This window comes from Mesorhizobium sp. M2E.F.Ca.ET.209.01.1.1, from assembly GCF_004010375.2.
In the GTDB taxonomy this organism is placed as follows: Bacteria; Pseudomonadota; Alphaproteobacteria; order Rhizobiales; family Rhizobiaceae; genus Mesorhizobium.
This window is the reverse complement of the sequence record NZ_SADP02000014.1, coordinates 28,822-49,265: the sequence shown is the minus strand read 5'-3', so window position 1 is coordinate 49,265 and position 20,444 is coordinate 28,822. Positions and strand designations below refer to the sequence as shown.

General features: G+C 59.1%; 19 protein-coding genes. 5 read left to right on the top strand and 14 right to left on the bottom strand.

Annotation, left to right across the window (positions count from 1 at the left end; all coding sequences use genetic code 11):
* Positions 1-212 precede the first annotated feature (212 nt).
* The 6 genes from EN852_RS23770 to EN852_RS23745 form a co-directional block, all read right to left on the bottom strand.
* Positions 213-1,112, bottom strand: a complete 900-nt coding sequence (locus EN852_RS23770; RefSeq protein WP_210238257.1) for an ABC transporter permease — start codon at positions 1,110-1,112, stop codon at positions 213-215.
* A 38-nt stretch (positions 1,113-1,150) separates the two neighbouring features.
* Positions 1,151-2,251 (bottom strand): ABC transporter permease, encoded by a 1,101-nt coding sequence (locus EN852_RS23765; protein WP_127877492.1) that lies wholly within the window; start codon positions 2,249-2,251, stop codon positions 1,151-1,153.
* Positions 2,248-3,792 carry an ABC transporter ATP-binding protein gene (locus EN852_RS23760; protein ID WP_127877490.1) on the bottom strand — a complete coding sequence of 515 codons (1,545 nt, stop codon included), beginning with the start codon at positions 3,790-3,792 and terminating at the stop codon, positions 2,248-2,250. The genes EN852_RS23765 and EN852_RS23760 overlap by 4 nt, the downstream gene beginning before the upstream one ends.
* Before the next feature lie 63 nt (positions 3,793-3,855).
* Entirely contained in the window at positions 3,856-4,905 is a 1,050-nt protein-coding gene (locus tag EN852_RS23755; RefSeq protein WP_127877488.1) for a BMP family ABC transporter substrate-binding protein, read from the bottom strand.
* A 106-nt stretch (positions 4,906-5,011) separates the two neighbouring features.
* Complete coding sequence (locus EN852_RS23750; RefSeq protein ID WP_127877486.1) at positions 5,012-5,659, bottom strand: response regulator transcription factor; 648 nt, start codon at positions 5,657-5,659, stop codon at positions 5,012-5,014.
* A 178-nt stretch (positions 5,660-5,837) separates the two neighbouring features.
* Positions 5,838-6,197 carry a response regulator gene (locus EN852_RS23745; protein ID WP_245519723.1) on the bottom strand — a complete coding sequence of 120 codons (360 nt, stop codon included), beginning with the start codon at positions 6,195-6,197 and terminating at the stop codon, positions 5,838-5,840.
* A 556-nt stretch (positions 6,198-6,753) separates the two neighbouring features.
* Here EN852_RS23745 and EN852_RS23740 point away from each other — a divergent pair.
* The 3 genes from EN852_RS23740 to EN852_RS23730 all read left to right on the top strand — a co-directional run bounded on the left by EN852_RS23740 (position 6,754) and on the right by EN852_RS23730 (position 9,888).
* Positions 6,754-8,490 (top strand): winged helix-turn-helix domain-containing protein, encoded by a 1,737-nt coding sequence (locus EN852_RS23740; protein ID WP_189546132.1) that lies wholly within the window; start codon positions 6,754-6,756, stop codon positions 8,488-8,490.
* A 298-nt stretch (positions 8,491-8,788) separates the two neighbouring features.
* Positions 8,789-9,472, top strand: coding sequence for a type 1 glutamine amidotransferase domain-containing protein (locus EN852_RS23735; RefSeq protein ID WP_127877482.1), 684 nt, complete (start codon positions 8,789-8,791; stop codon positions 9,470-9,472).
* Between the two features lie 116 nt (positions 9,473-9,588).
* On the top strand, positions 9,589-9,888 hold the full coding sequence (locus EN852_RS23730; protein ID WP_127877480.1) for a putative quinol monooxygenase: 300 nt from the start codon (positions 9,589-9,591) through the stop codon (positions 9,886-9,888).
* Positions 9,889-10,149: 261 nt separating this feature from the next.
* Here the strand turns inward: EN852_RS23730 and EN852_RS42465 are convergent, their stop codons facing one another.
* Together EN852_RS42465 and EN852_RS23720 are read right to left on the bottom strand one after the other, a co-directional pair.
* On the bottom strand, positions 10,150-10,476 hold the full coding sequence (locus EN852_RS42465) for a heme-binding protein (protein WP_246694364.1): 327 nt from the start codon (positions 10,474-10,476) through the stop codon (positions 10,150-10,152).
* 246 nt (positions 10,477-10,722) lie between these two features.
* On the bottom strand, positions 10,723-11,484 hold the full coding sequence (locus EN852_RS23720; RefSeq protein ID WP_245519721.1) for an alpha/beta hydrolase: 762 nt from the start codon (positions 11,482-11,484) through the stop codon (positions 10,723-10,725).
* Between the two features lie 488 nt (positions 11,485-11,972).
* Here EN852_RS23720 and EN852_RS23715 point away from each other — a divergent pair, with 488 nt between their 5' ends.
* Both EN852_RS23715 and EN852_RS23710 read left to right on the top strand, forming a co-directional pair.
* Positions 11,973-12,485 (top strand): DNA starvation/stationary phase protection protein, encoded by a 513-nt coding sequence (locus tag EN852_RS23715; RefSeq protein WP_127877478.1) that lies wholly within the window; start codon positions 11,973-11,975, stop codon positions 12,483-12,485.
* Between the two features lie 61 nt (positions 12,486-12,546).
* Positions 12,547-13,236 (top strand): alpha/beta hydrolase, encoded by a 690-nt coding sequence (locus EN852_RS23710; protein WP_127877476.1) that lies wholly within the window; start codon positions 12,547-12,549, stop codon positions 13,234-13,236.
* Between the two features lie 131 nt (positions 13,237-13,367).
* Here EN852_RS23710 and EN852_RS23705 read toward each other — a convergent pair whose 3' ends face one another.
* The 6 genes from EN852_RS23705 to EN852_RS23680 all read right to left on the bottom strand — a co-directional run bounded on the left by EN852_RS23705 (position 13,368) and on the right by EN852_RS23680 (position 20,149).
* The gene (locus EN852_RS23705) at positions 13,368-13,706 is read right to left on the bottom strand and encodes a hypothetical protein (RefSeq protein WP_127877249.1); all 339 of its coding nucleotides are present in this window, start codon (positions 13,704-13,706) and stop codon (positions 13,368-13,370) included.
* A gap of 18 nt (positions 13,707-13,724) precedes the next feature.
* Positions 13,725-14,285 (bottom strand): ATP-binding protein, encoded by a 561-nt coding sequence (locus EN852_RS23700; protein ID WP_189401544.1) that lies wholly within the window; start codon positions 14,283-14,285, stop codon positions 13,725-13,727.
* 1 nt (position 14,286) lies between these two features.
* Positions 14,287-16,653 (bottom strand): SpoIIE family protein phosphatase, encoded by a 2,367-nt coding sequence (locus EN852_RS23695; RefSeq protein ID WP_127877474.1) that lies wholly within the window; start codon positions 16,651-16,653, stop codon positions 14,287-14,289.
* On the bottom strand, positions 16,650-17,828 hold the full coding sequence (locus tag EN852_RS23690; RefSeq protein WP_127877472.1) for a class I SAM-dependent methyltransferase: 1,179 nt from the start codon (positions 17,826-17,828) through the stop codon (positions 16,650-16,652). Before EN852_RS23690 ends, EN852_RS23695 begins: the two co-directional genes overlap by 4 nt.
* A complete protein-coding gene (locus tag EN852_RS23685; RefSeq protein ID WP_127877470.1) occupies positions 17,825-18,346 on the bottom strand; it encodes a ubiquinone biosynthesis methyltransferase UbiE in 522 nt (173 codons plus the stop codon). The genes EN852_RS23690 and EN852_RS23685 overlap by 4 nt, the downstream gene beginning before the upstream one ends.
* A 111-nt stretch (positions 18,347-18,457) precedes the next feature.
* The gene (locus tag EN852_RS23680; RefSeq protein ID WP_127877674.1) at positions 18,458-20,149 is read right to left on the bottom strand and encodes a bifunctional diguanylate cyclase/phosphodiesterase; all 1,692 of its coding nucleotides are present in this window, start codon (positions 20,147-20,149) and stop codon (positions 18,458-18,460) included.
* Positions 20,150-20,444: the final 295 nt, after the last annotated feature.

Below are 20,444 nucleotides of genomic sequence, written 5' to 3'. Positions count from 1 at the left end.
CTGCTTCCTCGTTTCAAACAGGCGCGGATACCGTCGCTCGCGCTTTCAGTGAACCCACCCGTAACGTTCGATGATAGCTGGGGCCTTGGCGTGAACCAAGACCCAGCCAGTCCAAGTTCCTGATCGACGTCGGAAAGATCAAGCCCGACGCCATCGCGCTTGCCCGAATAACCACCTCGTTGGCAACATCGGAATCAGGTTGTCGGGCGAGATCAATGTTCGAAGGTCGTGGAGGTCAGCTTCATGCGATAACTGAACAGGATGAGCGCTACGATAGTCACCACGAAAGGGATCATTCGGATGAGCTCCGCCGGGATCCAGTTGAACAGGCCGGGCATGACTACCGAAAGCGCGTCGAACATACCGAAGAGCAACGCTGCGAGCAGCGCACCGACTGGGTGACGCGCACCAAGCAGCACAGCGCCGAGCGCGATGAAGCCACGACCCGCAGTCATGTCGCGGGTGAAGCCGACATAATTGAACATCGAGAGCTGCGCTCCGGCGAGACCGGCGAGCGCACCGGACGCCACAAGACTCCAACCTCTGAGGGCATTGGCGGAAACGCCTGCAGCCTCGAGCGCGCTCGGATGTTCGCCGACGCTCCGCAGCTGTAAGCCCCAGGACGTCCGGTACAGAAAATACCACAAGACAAAAACGAGAAGACCTGCAAGCCAGGACAACACGGAATGTCCGGAGAGAGTTCTCACAAGCAGGCCTCCCACGCCGGGGACCATGCCAAGGAAGGAGAGGTCGAGCGCCGGCACCGGCTTCGATATCAAGTTGGTCGAACTGCCCTTGTCTCCGCCGGTGGCGAGTGTGAGTGCAAACACCGTAGCGCCGGAGGCGAAGATGTTGATGGCGAAGCCGACGAGCACGATGTCGGCCTTGAGACGCAGATGAAAAAAGGCCATCACGCTGCCGAGGAAAGCGCCGGCAAGCAACGCCGCGATCACCGCGACGTACCACGGGGCATACACCGAGACGACGACCGCAGTCAGGCAGCTGACCAGCATTATACCTTCAAGCGCGACGTTGAGCGCGCCCGAAAGGTCCGCGATCAGTCCGCCAAGCGTCGCAAGCAACAGTGGCGTCGAGGTGCGGATCACCGTCACGAAGAACGCCGCGGAAAACACGGTCGCCAGTAGCTCTATCATTTTACCGCTTCGGCATGGGTCCTGGCCGGCCGACTGCTACGCCTGATCGCGGCAAGCATGGCGAGCGGCTTGACAGAGTAGGAGGACGCGACGAGGAGGATGATAACAGCGGTGACGATGACAATTATCTCCGAAGGCACATCGGTTCGGATACTCATGAGCTGCGCGCCTTGGCGCAGATAGCCATAGAAAAGCGCCGCAACGGGCACGGCAAGCGGTCGGTTGCGCGCAACGATGGCGATCAAGAGGCCCTCAAAGGCTAGGTTGCCCTCAAATGACACAGCAAGCTTACCGAAGGAGCGGCCTTCAACGAACATGGCGCCTAGCAGCCCTCCCAACGCGCCGGAAGCGGCCATCGCCGACACTATGATGAAGGCCTCCTTGATGCCAGCATACTGCGCGAAGCGGCTGTTATGGCCAACCAGCCTGAGCTTCAGGCCCCAGCTCGTACGATAGAGAGCGAACCATACTGCGACGACCGAAGTCAGCGCGAAGATCAGGCCGATGTCGATACGCGTATTGGGGATGAGCGCCGGGAAGACGGCAGTCGACGGGAACGGAGCGGTGGAAAGCAAGCGGCTGTTCGGCGTCGTGAGATCGACGCGGATCAGGTAGTTGGCGAGCTCGATCGCTACATAGTTCAGCATCAGCGACGAGACGATCTCGTTGGCGCCGAGTCGCGCCTTGGCGATCCCAGGCAGAAAGCCCCACAAGGCGCCTCCCGCCATGGCGCAGACGATGCCGAGTGGGATCGCACACCACGTCTGGCCCAGCGGCGAGAGCGCGATATAGCTCGCTGCGAGCGCGCCGACATAGACCTGACCCTGGACGCCGAGCGCGAACTGGCGCGCCTGGAAGACCAGGCTGTAAGCAAGCCCCGCGACCGTCAGCTTGGCAACGTCGTCGATCCAAAGTCCGACGGTGCGCACCTTGGTGATCGGTGCGGTAGTCAGCGTAGCGAAAGCTTGCAGCGGAGTCTTGGACGAAAAGAGAATGATGAGAAACGCGACGGCTAGGGCGATGATCGCCGCGCCGAGCGCCCGTCCCGTTTCGCGGCGCAATACGGCCCAGCGGCGGGTGGTCGCCGCTTCGCTCATGCCAGCGCAGCCCGCATTTCCTCAGGCGACTGTCTCGACAATCCCAGCATGCAGGCGCCAAGCATCTCGGTTGTCAGTTCATCGGAGTTGCGGAAGGCGGCGACGATCCGGCCTCGATAGAACACCATAAGCCGGTCCGACAGAGCCAGCAACTCGGACAAGTCCGCGGAGCTGAGCAGCACCGCCGCTCCGGCATTGCGCGTCTCGGTCAGGATGCGCCAGATAGACTGTGTCGAGGCAAGATCGACGCCGCGTGTCGGCTGGCTGACCAGCAGTAGCCTAGGTTGCTCCGACAGCTCGCGCGCCACGACGACCTTCTGCATGTTGCCACCCGAGAGCGTAGCGGCGAGTGCGTTGGGGCCGTCGATCCGAATCGAAAAGCGTTCGATCAAGCGCTCGGCATTGGCGCGCATCTCGCCGAGATCGAGCAACCCGCCGCGGGCGAATAGTCGATCGTCAAGCCGCGTCGCAACGAGATTTTCGGCCACGCTGGCGCCTAGCGCCAGCCCTTGTGAGATGCGATCCTCTGGAATACTGGCCATGCCTTTGCCGCGCCGCGCCCGCACGCCGAGTGGCAAGATGCTCTCCCCGCCGATCGCAATGTCGCCACCCGCAACGGATCTCAGTCCGGCGATCGCTTCGATCAACTCGGCCTGGCCGTTGCCTGCGACGCCGGCGAGGCCAACGATTTCGCCGGAGCGCACGGTCAGGCTGACATCGTCGCAGACCGTGGCGCGCAGTTCGTTCATCAGGCTCAAACTGTTCACCGCGAGCGTGACCTTGCCGTTATACGGCTTGCGCTGGACGCGTAGCGTCACCTCGCGGCCGACCATCATGTTGGCGAGCTTCTGCTCGGTCGCGTCCTTGGTTTCGATTTCGCCTATCGTCTTGCCCCCTCGCATGACCGTTATGCGGCTGGATATCTCCAGCACCTCCGGTAGCTTGTGGGCGATAAAGATGACCGTCCGGCCCTGCGCGACAAGCGCGCGGATCGCGGAGAACAACTCGGTCACCTCCTGAGGTGTGAGCACGGCAGTTGGCTCGTCCAGGATCAAGATACGCCCGCCGCGGTAGAGCGCCTTGAGTATCTCGACGCGCTGCTGCTGGCCGACCGGCAGCTGCCTGACCGGCTGCAACGGATCCACATGTAGGCGAAAACGCGCCGAGAGCGCTCTCACCTCCTCAATCGCCTTCCTGCGGTCGAAGCGTATACCGGAACGCGGCTCTGACCCGAGCACGACATTCTCGTAAGCCGAGAAGGAAGGCACCAGCGAGAAATGCTGGAAAACCATGCCGATGCCGGCGTTGATCGCGGCTCGAGGGCTCCCAAAGCGGACCTGCTCGCCAGCCAACCTCAACTCACCGCTGTCGGCCTGCTCGACGCCGAACAGTATCTTCATGAGCGTCGATTTGCCGGCGCCGTTTTCGCCGACGACCGCGTGGACCTCTCCAGCATTGACCGCGATGTTCACGTTGTCATTGGCGACTACCCCGCCGGGGTAGGTCTTGCTGATCCCGATCGCCTGCAGGAGCGGTGCCATATTTTCTGTCGTCATTCCGCCCTGGCCGACATGTCAACACCATTCGGCGCTTAGCGCTTCCGATCACTTCAATAGCGTCTCTGGGACAATCTCGCCCTTGGATATCTTTTGCTCCACAGCATCGATCTCGGCCCGAAGGCCGGCGGGCACAAGCTTCTCGTAGTAAGCGTTGCGCGATATGCCGACCGCACCTTCAGGCAGGCCGAGCAGCAGGCGCGTGCCGTACTTCGCCTTGCCTTCGATCGTATCCTTGAGAGCGATGTAGAGGGACCGGCCGATCCTCTTCTCGACGGAAGTGAAAATCACGTCGGCTTGCGCCTGATCAGTAGCAGCGAAGATCGTCGCCTGATCGCTATCTACGCCGACCGCGAGCTTGTGTGCATCTCGCACCGCCTGTAGCGCGCCGATACCGGTGGCTCCTGCTATCGGGAAAATCACATCAGCACCCTGATCGAGCTGAGCCCGCGCTATCTCTTTGCCCTTGGCAGGATCGTCAAATGTGCCCGCGACTTGACTTAGGATCTTAATGTCGGGCCTTGCGGCTTTAGCCCCCTCGTCGAATCCTACCTTGAAGTTCGTCACAGTTGGGAACTCCATCCCACTGATCGTGCCAAGTGTCCCCGTCTTGCTGAGCTCGGCCGCGGCATAGCCGGCGAGATATGCCGCGGACGAAGTCTGATACTCGATTGCGAGCACATTCGAGCAGGAGCATTTCGAGAAATCCGGTGCATCGTCGAAGATAATGAACTTGGTCTCGGGATTTTGGGGAGCAAGGTCGACAATGAAGCCGGTCATGTCGAAAGTGCCGGCGATGACAACGTCATAGCCGGCATCGGTGGCGTCGGCGAGCGCCGGCTGCCAGCGGCTGGGATCGTTACCGGCCTCGATGATCTTCACGTCAACCGGAAGCTCGGCCTTTGCTTTTTCCAGGCCAGCTGCCGCCGAATCCATGAAGCTCTTATCGCCGAGGAAGCCGTGGACGACGAGCGCCACCTTGAGCGGATGTTCTTTCGAGTAATCCGCGGCTTGCGCTACCGGCAGGGCCGCCGATGCCCATAGGTTTGCGGCGAGAAATAGGGCGACGAAGGTTTGACCGACTGAAAATCTTGGCATCACAGTTCCCCTCAAATCCTTGGTAGCTATGTTGTTGCTAATTTATGCCCAGTGCAATGGCGAGACATGTCGTGTCGCTACGGTGGCGCAGCTGAAACGCACCATCCTATCGGACCGATCCCAGTTCCTGGAGGCGCTCGGCAACACGAACGAGGTCCGCCAATGTGTGGACGGTCATCTTTCGCATCACATGACCGCGATGGATTTTGACCGTAATCTCGCTCAGTCCCAACTCGCCCGCTATCTGCTTGTTCATGAGGCCTTTGGTCACGAGAGACATGACTTCTTTTTCTCTTGACGTCAGTGTTTGATAAAGAGCTGAAATTGCATCGTTGTATGGCTCCTCTTCCCGCCTCTCGCGGTCGCGCGCCAAAGCCGCGAAAACCGCTTCGAGCATATCCTGATCGCGAAACGGCTTGGTGAGAAAGTCGATAGCCCCTGCCTTCATGGCACGGACCGACATCGGGATGTCGGCATGGCCAGTTACGAAGATAACCGGAATGTTGATGCCCGACTTGCCTAACTGCCCCTGAAAGTCGAGGCCGCTGATCCCGGGAAGCCGGATATCAAGAACAATGCAGCTTGGCACTTTGCGCAATTGGCTGCTTTGGAACTCTGCCGCCGACGCGAACAACTCTACTTCCAGGCCGACGGACCGAAATAGCGTGCTCAGGGCATCTCGCAAGGACGCATCGTCGTCGATGACATACACGACCGAGGTGTCCGAGCTCGAGTTCCCGCTGTCGTGTTTCATGGAACCACCTTTTGCAGAACGGCCAGACGGATGGCCAAGCACTCGCCTAGTTCTAGACTCGACTTGGCGCAAATGCGACCTCTGTCCCCGCGTTTGGCAGACCGGCACATCGTAATGCAATGAAGGCCTCGAGGCGGATCGCCGAAGTGCTCGAGGGACCTATCGTTGTTGCGCGATCTCAACTCGGCTGGCTCAAAACTGCATCGACACAATCGAGCAATGCGCCAGGGTCATACGGCTTGATGAAAAACCCAACTGCGCCTGCGCTCGTGGCTTGCTTTAAAGTACGTTTCTCCGGATAGGCGGTGATGAAGACGACCGGCGTCGTGTAGCCGCGCAAACGCAGCACATCCAAAAGTTCAAGTCCTGTCATCCCCGGCATCTGCAGATCGGTAATTATTACGGCGGCTTCGTTCAGCTTTGCTGAATCGAGCAAGTCCGCGGCCGAGGCGAAAGGCGCCGCGTCATAGCCGGCGGATCGCATGAGACTGGCGATGGAGACCCGAACGTCCATGTCGTCATCGACTATGGCAACCATTGGAATTCGCGGCATTGGCACTACTGGCAATCCCCCCGGGAGACCCTTTTCTTAGCAACGAATTTTTTCCCCCCACCCAACATACAAGAGTGCCTACACGGCCGAAACCATACAGAGGTTTACCTAGGCGGCTTGCGACCCGCCGGCACTCATCTTTCTCGGCCTTCGATCAATCGCGCCAACAATCAATGATGGGCCGCCCGATCAATCGAGTTGGGAAGCACGCGTAAGATACCAAGGTATGCTTCTGGCACCCCTGCAGATACCCGTGATTAAACCCGCATACGATTGATCGAACCCCTAGCCTCCCTAAACTCTCATCAGCATCAGCCGGAGCGATCGACCCAGCCTTTGTCCGGCCTTGCTGCCTAGCCTAGCCTCGCCAGCGATGGTGCAACGCTGGCTTCTTGGGGCCAATGCAACCGAACGTTCGAGCCGATGGGCAACTCGGCGACGTTGGGGGCAGTGGCGCTGGTCCGGAGGACATCGGAATATGCTAAGCGATTCAGGATATCGGTTCGGCGCATTTGAGCTATTCGTTCGCCGGCAGCTTCTAATGCACGCCGGCACTCCGGTCCGCGTGGGCAGCAGGGCGATTGCCATCCTGACTGCGCTTGTCGCAGCCGCAGGCGACATTGTTACCAAGCAAGAACTGATCGCCGCAGCTTGGCCGACTACCTTCGTCGACGACAGCAATCTGAAAGTCAATGTCGCCAGTCTTCGACGGGCCCTTGAGGTGATCGATCCGGGGCAGGATTACATCGCGACCGTACCAGGTCGCGGTTATCGCTTCATCGCTCCTGTCCGCCGTATTTCGACCGGGACTGTTGGGTTGCCAGCCAAGATCCGACTCATAGGAAGGGTCGATGAATCGAGGGACGTTCAGGAAAGGCTGACCAGGAACTCCGTCGTTACGGTTTCCGGAACCGGTGGCATTGGAAAAACCGCACTTGCGACCAATGTGGCGCATGCGGTCGCAGCACAATTCCCCGACGGCGTGATGTTCGTCGACCTCGCTCAAATTTCCGATCCTCAGTTGATCCCGGCCGCGCTAGCGTTGGCACTAGGGCTAGCCGCGGGAGGCAGCGAGCCGCTCGCAGGGATAGTCCACGCCCTTGAGGGACAGCGCAGATTGTTGCTGATTGACAATTGCGAGCACCTTTTGCCCGCTGCTGCGAGCGTGATCGACCGGCTCTCGGCCAGCCTAGAATGCTTGCGGATCCTGGCGACGAGCCGGGAGCCGCTGCGGATCCGGGGTGAATGTGTATATCGTTTGGATCCGCTCAAGACCGATCCACGATCAAGCCCTACTCTATCCGAGGCTATGGCATATCCGGCGGTGGAGCTCTTCGCGACAAGGGTATGTGGCCAAACAGGAAACGAGCTTCAGGATGCGGACGCCCCAAGCGTCGCGGAGATATGTCGGCGGCTCGACGGCATTCCGCTGGCGATCGAGCTCGCTGCAACACGGATCGGCGCCATGACGCCCGCGAGATTGCTGGAAATGCTACCAGGTCGCTTCGAGGTTCTCGCATACGAATGCCGTAAGACACCAGCGCGGCAGCAGACGCTTCAAGCGACCCTCGATTGGGGCTACCGCTTGCTATCCGATGGGGAGGCTGTCTTTGTGCGGGCGCTCTCCGTGTTCGCAGGCGCTTTTGATCTCGAGGGCGCAGTGGCGCTATCTCCAAGTGGCACGCTACCCAAAACAGCTGCGGACATTCTTTCATCGCTAGCCGCCAAGTCCTTCATCGAAACAGACTGGCAGGATTGCGGAGTGACTTACCGTCTCCTTGCAACGACACGTGCCTATCTTGCGGAACGGTTGCGGTTCAATGGCGAGGACAAGGAAGCCCGGCACAGTCATGCAGCATTCATGTGCGCATTTCTTGAGCGCGGAATTGATCCGTCAGCAGTCGTTGCAATTCAGGAGCGGCGACGAAAATTTGAGCGCTGCCTGAACGACGTCCGCTCCGCCTTGGCATGGACGCTTGGTTCGGGTGAAGACGTGGCGCTAGGTATTCGCCTGGCTTTTGCATCGCTACCCCTGTGGAGGGACTTGTCGCTGATGGACGAGTGTCGCGACATTTTGGGGCGTGCGCTGGCCCGGCTGGATGCGATGCCTCTGCCAGATCAACGGTTGAGTGCTCGCTCTCAGCTCGGCCTGGCAATTGCCGGCGGTTGGGCCTCCGAAGATGATCGCTCACACCGCCGCGCTTTGGAAAGCGCTTTGCAGGCAGCGCAGAAAACCGACCCTGATCCTCTGTCGCAAGTGTTGAGCTGCGCGGCGTGAGCAGCCAGATGCTTGCCGGGCGACAGTCGCGACATGACCACACTGCCGGCAGAGGCGGAGGTGCGCCCACCATTCGTCGCCCGCCGGTGGCCATTTCATGGCCAGTGGACGTAGCGCTCGTGTCGGACGCGCAGAGTGGAACCCGGAGCAAACGAAGGGGCGCACGCCTCGCGCGCTCACAACTCACTGGACGGAATATCTCGCGAAGCCCGCTCAGCCGGGCGCACCGATGGTTCGGGATCGAACCGAGCAATAACAGCAGAAGCAACGCATCATCTTTCATTCAAAGGAGAAGACCGTGACTCAACATGTCCTGTTCATCGTCACCAACGCCGCCGTGCTCGGTCCGCACAACCGCAAGACAGGTTTCTTTTTCGCCGAGGTCGCTCATCCTTTCGGCGAGCTCGATAAAGCGGGAATCGCGGTTGAGTTCGCCTCGCCTGCTGGGGGATGGACACCCTACGACGCGTATGACGAGAAAGATCCCGCTCAGAAGGAGTTTTTCGAGAGCAAGGCATTTCGTCGATTGAATCATAGCCGCAGGTTGTCCGAAGTGGACGTCGCCGACTACGATGCCATCCTGGTGCCTGGGGGGCTCGGGCCGATGGTCGACATCCAGCGAAATGCGGACGTCCAGAGGGCCGTCGTGCGCGCCTGGACCACGGGCAAGCTCGTGGCTGCTGTTTGCCACGGTCCGTGCGCGCTGCTCGGGGTCGACGTTGGTGACGGCGCACCGTTCGTACGCGGTAAGAAGCTTACATCATTCTCTAAGAAGGAAGAGTACGACTACGCCCGCGAAGACGTCCCCTACGAACTCGAGGACGCTCTAAGGGCGGAGGGCGCCGAGTACTCGTCTGCATCCAACTGGGAACCTCATGTCATCGTTGATGGTCGGCTTATCACCGGTCAGAACCCCGCCTCGGCGGGGCCGCTTGGGAAAAAGTTGGTCGCCGCCCTCAAACGGGCTGGCGTTCCAGCGTGAATAGAACACAGCCTGAGACATCTATGCGGGCTTGCACGCTGTGATCTCACCTCCGTAGCCTTTAGCCCGCCCATTCCAAACGAGCGCAGGTGCGCATATCGTCGGGAGCCGTTCGCATGACTCAGTCACCAGCCAAGATTACTGCAATCCTAACCCCCCATCCCGGCAAGGCCGCTGACCTGGAGGCATTACTCGTTGCCATGGCACCGCATTGCAGAGCCGAACCGGGCAATCTGCGCTGGGATGTCTGGCGCAATCAGGCCAACCCGGAATGCTATATTCTCGACGAGCTTTATCGCGACAGGGATGCGGTGGAGGCGCACCGGGGGACGCCGCACTACCAGGATTATCTGGCGCGTATTCCTTCGCTGGCAGACCGGTCAGCTTTCGTACTCGAGGCGGTGTCGGTGTCCTGAGGCCGTCGAGGCTGGCGAACATTCATGATAGAGGTCGTTCAAGCCCTTTGGAGACGGACTGGCGGGAGCCTCACGCGGTCGGCTGCACGGCCTAACGACCAGAGCTGGCACGCGCCGGCGTCACCGCCTCCTCGACACGGCCTTCAAACATAACGAGACATAGGTCCCGGTTGCGGTGTCGAGACAACACCATCCATAGCCTTCCGGCGAATCGTAACCCTTGATGATCGGACGGCGGCTGCGCTGAGTGGCGAAGTGCGGCTACGGCTGCGTCCGCAACTGAAACGTCCTGCTCGATCGTCTCGGCGCTCGCCTCAACGGCGCCAACGATGTTGCCGCCAATGGTGACGGTATGCCAGCGTCGAAGATGACAACTTTGCCGGCATCGCTTTCCTGAATGCCGAACGACGGTTTGCCCGACTGGGCCTGGCTCGCCGGCCCGTCAAACATTCTCGCTGTCACTGCCTTGTTGATGGCGAGGTCGATACTGCCCATGAGGGCTCCATCCTGACGGATGAAAGCGATCAGGAGGCCAACGGCATCGACGACCGTAACGTCGAGCGTAAGGCTATCGTATGATCGCGGCACACAAGCCTCAATGCCGATTGACTTACCTTACTTCCGCTTAGAGGCAATGGGGCACTTTGTTTGCCACGAGATTGCAGCGCGCCCCGGAAGGCCGTCAAATGATGACGGCTTCCGGTTCCTCACCAAACGCTTCGGCGTTATCGATCGTTATTTTCCCCACGACCGCGTCTGCGAGAGCCGAGCGTTCGGCAGGTTGCGTCGCAAAAGGCCGCTTTCCCGCGCCTCGGCGTGGCGTCGGCAATTTCGCTACTCTGCCGCCTTGATTATCAGATCAGCGACTTGCTTTGGATGGGACAGCATAGCGACGTGGCTGGCCGGCAGTTCGATCGCCTTGGCGTTGGCGGCCTTGACCTGATCCTTTTCCATCTGAGGCGGAATGATCGCATCGTTCGTCGCAACAACCATGAAGGTAGGCTTCTCGCGCCATGCGGCGTGGGTCACTGGTGCCGATAGTGTCCGGATATGGAATGGTCCCTGCGTCGCCGCCACGACGGCCTGTTCCGTAGGCGAAAGGTCGGCGGCGAAGTATTTCTTGATGCCTTCGTCACTGATGGTGAGGTAGCCATTCGGATCCTTGTTGAAGGCCTTCAGGCTTTCCGGTGGCGGATATTTCGAAGTAGCGGTCTCCACCGATTGGCCTGTGTCCGGAGCATAAGCGGCAACATAGACGAGCGATTTGACCTTTTCGTCATTCCCCGCCTCCGTGATGACGGCGCCGCCCCAGGAATGGGCGACCAGGACGACCGGACCTTCCGCATTTTGAATGGCCCGTTTCGTGGCGGCGACGTCATTGTCCAGAGAGTCGAGCGGGTTCTGAACCGCAATGACCTTGAGACCAGCCTTTTCCAGATATGGAATGACTTTGGCCCAACTCGATCCGTCGGCAAACGCGCCATGGACCAGGACCGCAGTTTTGGCTTTCAGCTCGGCGGCCGAGGCTGGCAGGCTTGCTGCTCCAGCAGCGCTCAGCAGGATGCTCAAGCCAATAATGCTTTCGTACATTTTCATCGCCAAATTCCTTTATTGATGGAGATCTTGATCGTTGACGCTCTCGCCAATCCGACCTTGCTTTGCATTGGCGAATCTATGCGCGACCGCCATTTTCCACCCGTAAAAAAAGGTTAAATGGCTGCCGTCGGTCGGGGCTGGGACCCAAGCTGGAACCAATCCCATTTCTTTCCACGGCGGCGTTCACAGAACGGATGGTCTAACACCTATGGATCGCCTTGCGGCGGTCGCGCCTTGCCTCAGACGGTCGATCGCTACAGACCGTGCGGGATAGGTCCGCCCGGGGAACTCCCTACCTCCGCCGCGCGCCGCGATGGTTCGAATTCACCTCGTTTAACCACCACTTCAAACGGCAACAGAATATGTTGTTCGGAGCGCTTCCGGCGCCGGCCACAGCTTCTCCGGCAAACCGCAAACGCAATGCCGAAAATCCGAGGAAACAGCCCGAACGCGGACGAGTTCCCCCTGCAACACCAGGAGACTGTCTCATGGACGCTACTGATAATTCACCCGTAGCTTACGACCTGAAGACCCCGACCGGCTTGGGCGCAGACGCGGCAAGGGACATCGGCGCCGCCGCAAGAGTGCTGCTCGCCGACATCTTTGCACTCTATCTGAAGACCAAGAATTTCCATTGGCATATGTCGGGTCCCCATTTCCGCGACTACCACCTTCTGCTCGACGATCAGAGCGCCGAAATCTTGGCTATGACCGATCCGCTGGCGGAGCGGGGTCGCGCGCTCGGCGCCGGCACCATCAAGTCGGTCGGAGACATTTCTCGCAGGCAGCGGCTCCTGGACAACGACACGGATTTCATCCGCCCGCACGAGATGCTCGCCGAACTTCGCGAGGACAACCTGGCGCTCGTCGCGAGCATGCGCTCGACGCACGATGTCTGCGACGAATATGGCGACGTGGCCACAGCCAGCCTTCTGGAAAACTGGATCGACGAGACCGAGAAGCGCGTCTGGTTCCTGTTCGAAACGCTGCGCGGCATATGAGCTGCCGGAACGGTCCCAACCTCAGTAAATTGTGTCGTTGATGAACAAAGGAGAAGTCAACATGGCAATCAAAACTATAGTGCTCGTCCATGGGGCGTTTGCAGATGGTTCCTGTTGGGCAAAAGTCATTCCTCTTCTGGCGAAACGAGGTCTCAAGGCAGTAGCTGTTCAGAACCCACTGAGTTCGCTGGCCGACGACGTGACGGCGACGCATCGCGTCATAGGAATGCAGGAAGGGCCGGTCCTTTTGGTCGGTCATTCATGGGGCGGCGCGGTGATCACCGAGGCCGGCAACCATGCGCAGGTAAAGGCACTTGTATATATCGCAGCGGGTGCGCCGGACAGTGGCCAGTCGTTCGGCGAGTGGTGGAAAGACTATCCGCCGGCCCCCGCTGCGGCCGAGATCAAACCCTATGGCGAGGGCTATGTGGCGCTGACGCCCGAAGGTGTCCGCAAGCATTTCGTCCAGGACCTCCCGGCGGAAGAGGCCGACATCGTCTACGCCACGCAGGGCCCGCTGGCCGCACGGTGCTTCAGCGACAAGGTGTCAGTAGCCGCATGGCGCTCCAAACGGTCCTGGTACATTGTCGCGGCACACGACGAAACCATTCCTCCGGCCGTCGAACGGGACTCCGCTGACCGCATGGGTGCCGAAACTATGGTCCTCCAGAGCAGCCATGTTCCGATGCTTTCGCAGCCGGAGACGGTGGCAGAATTCATCGCCAGCGCCGCGACGAAGGTTGCGGGTTAGACGTCGAGGCGCCGGGGGTTCGAGTCCACCGGAAGACCTTGGAACGCGTGCGGCCGAAGCGCATCGGGCGTTGCTTCTCGGTTGGCGCCTCAACCAGTTGACGATTGAAGAGACGCATTGATTTTAGCCGATTAGTTCATCAACAGCACCAGGGCGGGATGCAGCTTCTTCAGATTCGGCAATGATTTCGATTGCCAGGGTATGTCGGGCGTTCCGCGCACGACGAGACGAACATCGGGATGCTTGCGCACCTCGATCGTAAATTTCGCCAGCAGATTGATGCCGGAAGAGTTGAGAAAATGCAGGTCCTTCAAATTGAGCGTAATAGTTGAAGGATTTGAGGCAAGGACACTGTTTGCCAGAGCCATGACGGGCGCACCTGCCTCGGAACTGGCAAGCCGCATTGCACCGTCGAAAAAAATATCGCTTCCTTCAACCCAAACCCGGTAGTCGTCCGTCTTGATTTCCATTGCTTGGCTTCGTTTCATCTAGTTGTGCGTTTGCGATATCGGAATGGAGGCATACGTCTCCAGGCAAATCCGATCGCTTTCATCGGCGGAGCTGAATATCCAGGCCAGGCGCGCGCCATAGTCGCTCATCAACGTCAGCAATCCCAGTCCGGAGCGCGCCACGTCAGGATTCGCGGCATTCGCTTCAATTCGCTGTATCAGCAGGTCTTGGGGGTCGCCAACCGTGATGGCCGCCAGGAGACTTTGGAACTCAGACGCGTTCTCGCCGTCGACGTCGTTCGACACCTTGAGCTTGAAGCACTCCGAATCCATCGACGCTTCGATCACGATCTCACCCGGTGCGCGAAACTTGACCGCATTTTCGATGAGCTCGTTGACCAGATATCCGATGCTATGTCGCACTTCCATGTAGTCATTGCGGGACGACTGAAAGCGCAACGCGAAAAGATCGGCAATGAAGTCCGAGGTCGTGGCACAATGGCGCCAACTCAAGTCGAGAGGTCCGTCGAATAGCCGCAGGCGACTGACATTCTCCTTCATCCCGATTGCAATGTCAGGGGTACCGAACAGCGCTGTCATCTCATGTATGCCTTATGATCACGAGGGTGATGTCGTCGTGGATCTTCTGGATGCCGATATGGGCCATCAGGTCATCGATGATCCCGGTCTTGATGTCCTCGGCGGTCCTGCCGTGACGTTTTTGCACGCTCTCGCAGAGGCGCTCGAACCCGAACAGTCTCTTGTCTTCATCCTCCGCCTCGGTCACACCGTCGGTGTGCAGCACGATCACGTCACCGCTCGCGAACGCAATGTCACGCGTGTCAATGAACGGCGAGATGTCATTCTCCAGACCAACCGGAAGACCCAGATCAAGCGTATCGATGCGCTCGACTTCCCCGCCAGCGCGCATGACGAGAACGTCCTCATGCTGGCCGGATAGCGTTACCCGCTCATCCTCAAAGTCAAGAAAGGCCAGCGAGAGATGCTTGCCGGTGTTCGTCCGCTCGATGTTCTTGTAGATTGCTCTGTTCAGCCGATCGAGAAACTGGTGCGGATTCCCTTCGTTGGTCTCCTGCAGCGCGCGAGCGACCGATTGGACCATCAGCATCAGCACGCCGCTCTCGAGACCGTGACCTGTCACGTCGCCGATGCCGATCTTGACCCGTGACCCGTTCTGCAGAACGTCGTAGTAATCGCCACCGACCTCGTCGGCCGGCCGCATATAGGCCGCGATCTCAAGCCCCGGAATCGCTTCGAGTTCGAACGGTTTCGGCAGAACCATCATCTGGATGTGCCTGGCAACCGCGAGCTCGGCGCCGAGCCGGATGTTCTCATCCCGCAGCTTTTCGTTGAGCGCCGAAATCTCTTGATTTGCGTCACCGAGCTCCCTGGTTCGTTCGTCGACGAGTTGCTCGAGGTTTTCCGTGTGAAAGCTGATCTGCTCGGCCATTCGGTTGAAGGCGACGCCTACCGCTCCAACCTCGTCGCGCGTTGGAATGCTCACGCGGACGGAATAGTCCTTGGACTGGAGCCTCTGGGCCGCGCTGGCAAGCGCCCTGAGGCCGGCCGTGATCCGCTTCGAGATCCCGAGCACTGCCGCAAAAACAATCAGAAGCGAAACGACGATGGCGCCGATCTGAAAGAGCAGGATGCGATTGGTCGCGAGGGAGATACTCTTCTGCGCGGCGAACAGAGACGCATAGATCTCGCGTTCGGGAACGACGATACCGACCGACATCGCTTCGGACTTGATCGGTCCCGAACTCCACAGGTTGGTCGGCTTCAATCTCTTGAGGACGACTATGTAGGGTACGCGTTCGCCCTTGTTGTCGAGCATGATATGCTGAATGACACCGTCATTGTTCTGGTCGAGTGGCAGCGACGCGATAGCCGGCTGCGTACTTCCCCGCAGCGACCTCTCCAGGCCGGTGACGCCCTGCGTGCCCGCGTCATTGGATGAAGTCAGGCCGATGATCGCCTCGCCCGATGGATTGATCGCCACCACATTGCCGGTCGACATGGTGAGGAAGCCGAACCCGGTCTCGGCGATTTTCACGCGCTCGACGACTTCTGCGAGTTGATCGAGAGTGATGTCCGCACCCGCTACACCGGCGACACCAGTGCGATCGCGCGTCCACAGCGGGTGGAAAAAGCTGACGATCAGCTTTCCCGTGATCGCATCGGTGTAAGGCGCTGTCTGAGTGATGTCGTCGGCGACCGGACGCAAGGCCGGGTCCCTGGCCCATTGCTGCCATGACCCATAGATCCCCGGAAAGAAGAACTCCCAGAACTCCGCCTTGTTGTGACCCGGATAGAGTCGGTCGAAGGTTTGCGCCTGGTCCGTATAGGGTACCGTCCTGAAGATCGGCCGTTCCTTTGGACCAATATAGTACATCTGGAGTTTTGGCGATCCGCTGGCCATGAGGGTCGGTGCGACGAGATCGATCACGGTACTGTCTTCTATTTCCCGCTGAACGCTGGGCAGCGGAGTGTGGTCGGCGCCCAGCAGGTAGCCCCAGACGCTTATCACCGAAGGCGCGCCCGGCAGGTTCTGCGCCCAATCGCCCTGCGCGTCATAGACGACCTTCACCGACCCCGGTGCTTGATGCGAAAGGGTTGCTCCGACCTGTTGCTGCCTGCTCGGATCGTTGATCTGTGCCTGCAGAACGCCGGCCAGCGCCTTCACGTCGCCATGAACTCGATCGAGCAGGAGGTCGACGCTTAACGCTGTCGAGTCGGCATACGAACGAATGTATTCCTGGTTTGCGGTGGTCAGGCCCTCACCGACTTCCGATGTGGCGTCGCGCGACAGCTTTTGAACGTTCCAAAGCGCGAGACCACCGCTCAGCAAGAGGTCGAACAGTACCGCGCCGCCAACGACCAATACGAATTTTGCTCGAAAGGAGCGCAGGCCGAAGCGCGGTGTAGGCTGATCGTCGGCTTTCATTGCGGCCGCCGCCCCGATGCGACCCAGATCGGCCAACCCGCATAACCCTTGGGGTGCAGCGCAGCGAAAATGTGATCCTGAAAGCCCTGCTGGAATCGTGCAATGAACTCAGCCCCATCGCCGCGTCTGGTGGCCATATCGCCCGCGTAGACATCCGCCCACGCCACAATGACATCGGCGAAGTCCTGCGGATCTCCGTCCAGGTTGGTGACCATGAAGGTCTCGACACGTATGTCCTCGAATCCGGCTTCAATCAGGTACCGCCGACTCTTGGGCCCAAGCTCGACGTCCATCTCGAAATGCGCGAACAGCTTCGCCACCTCGTTGTAGGTCCACCGGATGCTTTCGGCGCGCGGCTCGCCGAGGCAATGCGAATTCTTCTCGTTGGTGACGTAAACCCGCCCGCCTGGCTTGCATATGCGGTAGAGTTCCTTGAGGATCAGTTCCGGTCGATTGAAGATTTGAAGCGAATGTCGGCAGGTGACCAAATCGAACTGCGCTTCGTCGAGCAGCATTTCCGACGCATCGCCATAAGTATATTCGATGCCCCGGATATCGAACTCCCGCATCACTCGTCGAGCATAGTCCAGGCTCGACATGGAGTGGTCGAGCGCGACGATTCGCGATGGCTGGAACTCCTTGTGCACGAGCACGGCAAAATCGCCGATCCCGCAACAGATGTCGGCCATGACGATCCCGGGCCTCATGCCGTGTCGCGGCAAGATTGTACGCTCGTGGCGCCAGGTCATCTTTGTCTGTGTGCGCAGGATTGGAACGAACCGGCCTTCCTCGAGGAAGCCCTGCCCCGGATAGAATTCGCTGTCATACTCCTCGACCGTGATGTTCGGTTCGATTCCGCTCAAGCGACCGAATTTTCGTGAGGTCCATCCGACGACGCTTGACGTGATGACGACGAACCTGAGATCGGGTCGCGCGCGACAGGCGTCAATAATGATCCTCGAAAAGGCGTGGAATGCAGCGTTGTTCATCTGCGTCAGGCGTCTGACGTTGACATAGAGAACGCCGCGTACACGGCCGATCGCGTCGCGTAGCAATGCCAGGCTAGGCCCAAGCTCATCGATCGCCTGCGGCCGGACCACCCCAGATATGGAGAACTCCTGGTTGTTCGCGTCGTATTGCGCCTTGAAGCGCGGGAGAAGGTTGTAAGGGCTCAATGCTGCAGGCCCTCAAGTGGAAGATCCACGACAAGCTTGATCGCATCGCTTGCGGCTTCCTCGACCCTGAGTGTCGCGTTGTAGTCGACGGCCAGTTCCAGGAGTACCACCTCCCGGCTGGGCGCCAGATCTCCAGACACGGAATTGAGATATCGCTCCCTGGCCTCAAATCCGGCGACTTGCGACACGGCCTCCTGATAGAACTGGCGTTCCTCGGGCACGCAAGGAAATGTCAGCTCGATTCTATCTGTCGCGCCGTGGCGGGACACCCTGCATGCCAGTTCACCATCGGCGTGGCGCGTACGAAAAGCGACCTCCAGCAACTCGTTGAAGGCAGAGGAAAACAGATTCGAATGCCGGACCGAGTCAGATCGGTTTTGACTGATCATCCGCGCCATGTATGTCGAGACATAGTCGCAGTGTTTCCAAGCGGAGACAAAAGTTTTGATCTCCATGTCGATCTGGATCATCGGCTCAAAAGTCGGCTCGCCAGCCGGTTCGTGACGAACAGATCCCATCAGCATCCTCCTGACCTCCGAGACAGAAATTTGACCGCCTCGTGATGAGTTTCCGCATTGCGCGGTATCTAGCTCGATCGTTTTTTTCAGCCCTCAACAAAGAGTGCAGGGCTAGAGCGCCCGATTTGATTCCTCCATCGCTCGCACCTCTTTCGATGGCGACCGCCTGATGAAATCGCTGGTTGCCTCGGCTCCAAGCGGCCGTCCCAGGAAATTACCTTGCAGGCAATCGCAATTCTCCTTGACCAGCCACCGTGCCTGTGCCGACGTCTCGACCCCCTCGGCGGTGACGCTAATACCCAGGCCGTGCGCCAGGTTGATGATCGATTGCACGATCGTTTGGCTCTTGCGATCGGTTTCCAAGTCCGCGATGAAGTATTGATCTATCTTCAACGTGTCGAATGGAAAGTTCTTAAGGTAGCTCAACGATGAGTAATATGTTCCAAAATCGTCCAGCGAAATTCTTATTCCCAAGACATTCAAAGTATTTAATGTATCTATATTATCGATTGTCTTCTCAAGAAGAACCGTTTCGGTTATCTCAAGTTCAAGTCTTTCGGCTCGAATTCCAACTGCGTCGATGATCTGAGCGACCGTATCTGTCAACGAACCGCTCAGAAACTGAGCCGGAGACAGGTTCACTGCGACAGTCAGCGACGAAGGCCACGTCAATGCCTGACGACAGGCTTGCTCGAGCACCCATCGTCCAATCTCGTCCATCAGACCGTCGGCCTCGGCGATCGGAATGAATACACCGGGCGGGATGATGCCGATCTCGGGGTGTCGCCAACGCAGCAGCGCTTCAAAACCGATCACCGATGAAGGAGGCCGGATGAGCGGCTGATACTCAATATAGAGTTCGCCCCGCTCCAGTGCGGTTCGAAGGCTGCGCCTGAGATTCTCGCGTTGCTCAAGCAAGAGCAGCATCGAGCGATTGAACGTTCGGGCGCAGCCGCGTCCATCCGTCTTGGCTGCATAAAGAGCGATGTCGGCGGCTTTCATCAACTGCTCGCCATCGGTCCCGTGCTCCGGCCCGAAAGCTATTCCGATACTTGAACCGACGAAAACGGGAATGCCGTTGATGACGAACGGTTCCTTGAAGGCATTGACCAGGGATCCGGCGAGGCGCTCTGCTTCCACGGGCTGCTCCTTGCCCAGTTGGATGACAGCGAACTCATCGCCGGCATACCGGTATGCAGATTCGCCATCCTGCAGCGCGTCGCGGATTCGACCTGCCGCGAGTTGCAGGAGCGTGTCGCCTGCTCCATGGCCGAGCGTGTCGTTGACCGACTTGAAATCGTCAAGGTCGATTTGGAGCAGGGCGGCTTTCGGTTTTGGGCCGCCGATTGCCGCCAGCGCTTCCTGTAGTCGCTCTCCGAATTGCCGTCGATTCTGCAGTCCGGTCAGCACGTCGTGGGTCGCCTGATGGAGCAGGATCACATGCTCCTGCTCCTCCGCGGCGCTGCGCCCTCCCTGTCCCTGTGATTCGATGATTCCGACACCATCTGCGGTGCCGAAGACGAAAACGGACCTGGGCGCTTCGCCCGATGATCGCGGCAAGTCGATGCTTGCCGCAGACCCGCCCTGAAATACCCGAAGAAATTCGTCGCGACACCTGGTATCCAGGAAGCTCGGGTAGATCTCCCAAATGGCGGCCCCCAGCGCCACCGCGCCTCCGTACAAGCCTTTGAGCCTGGCTGCGTAGTGCGTTAGGCGAAAATCGCGATCATAGAGCGACAAAAGTTCAGTCGTATTCGCCAAAAGGTCAGCGAGAAGCGCTTCGCCGGCACGTGAAACATCGATCGAGGAAGACTTCTCATTCTCTGTGCCGACGCCTGATGCCTCTGGGCGCAAAAGCCACCTCCATAGGCGGTGTAAATTAGCGTCCCCCAGATTAGAAATAGCATAAGTAACAAGCTTGGCAAACTTTCAACTCGCCGTTTCAACAGGCGCCGCGTGCCACATTGCAAAGACATGCTTCACCGCTATTGTCGGCAGGTTATCCACATGCTGAACAGCCTATATTTATTAACAAAACGTAAATTAGCAGATATTAAAATAGCGCCGCACGTTATTCGAACCATTGCAGCACCGTAGG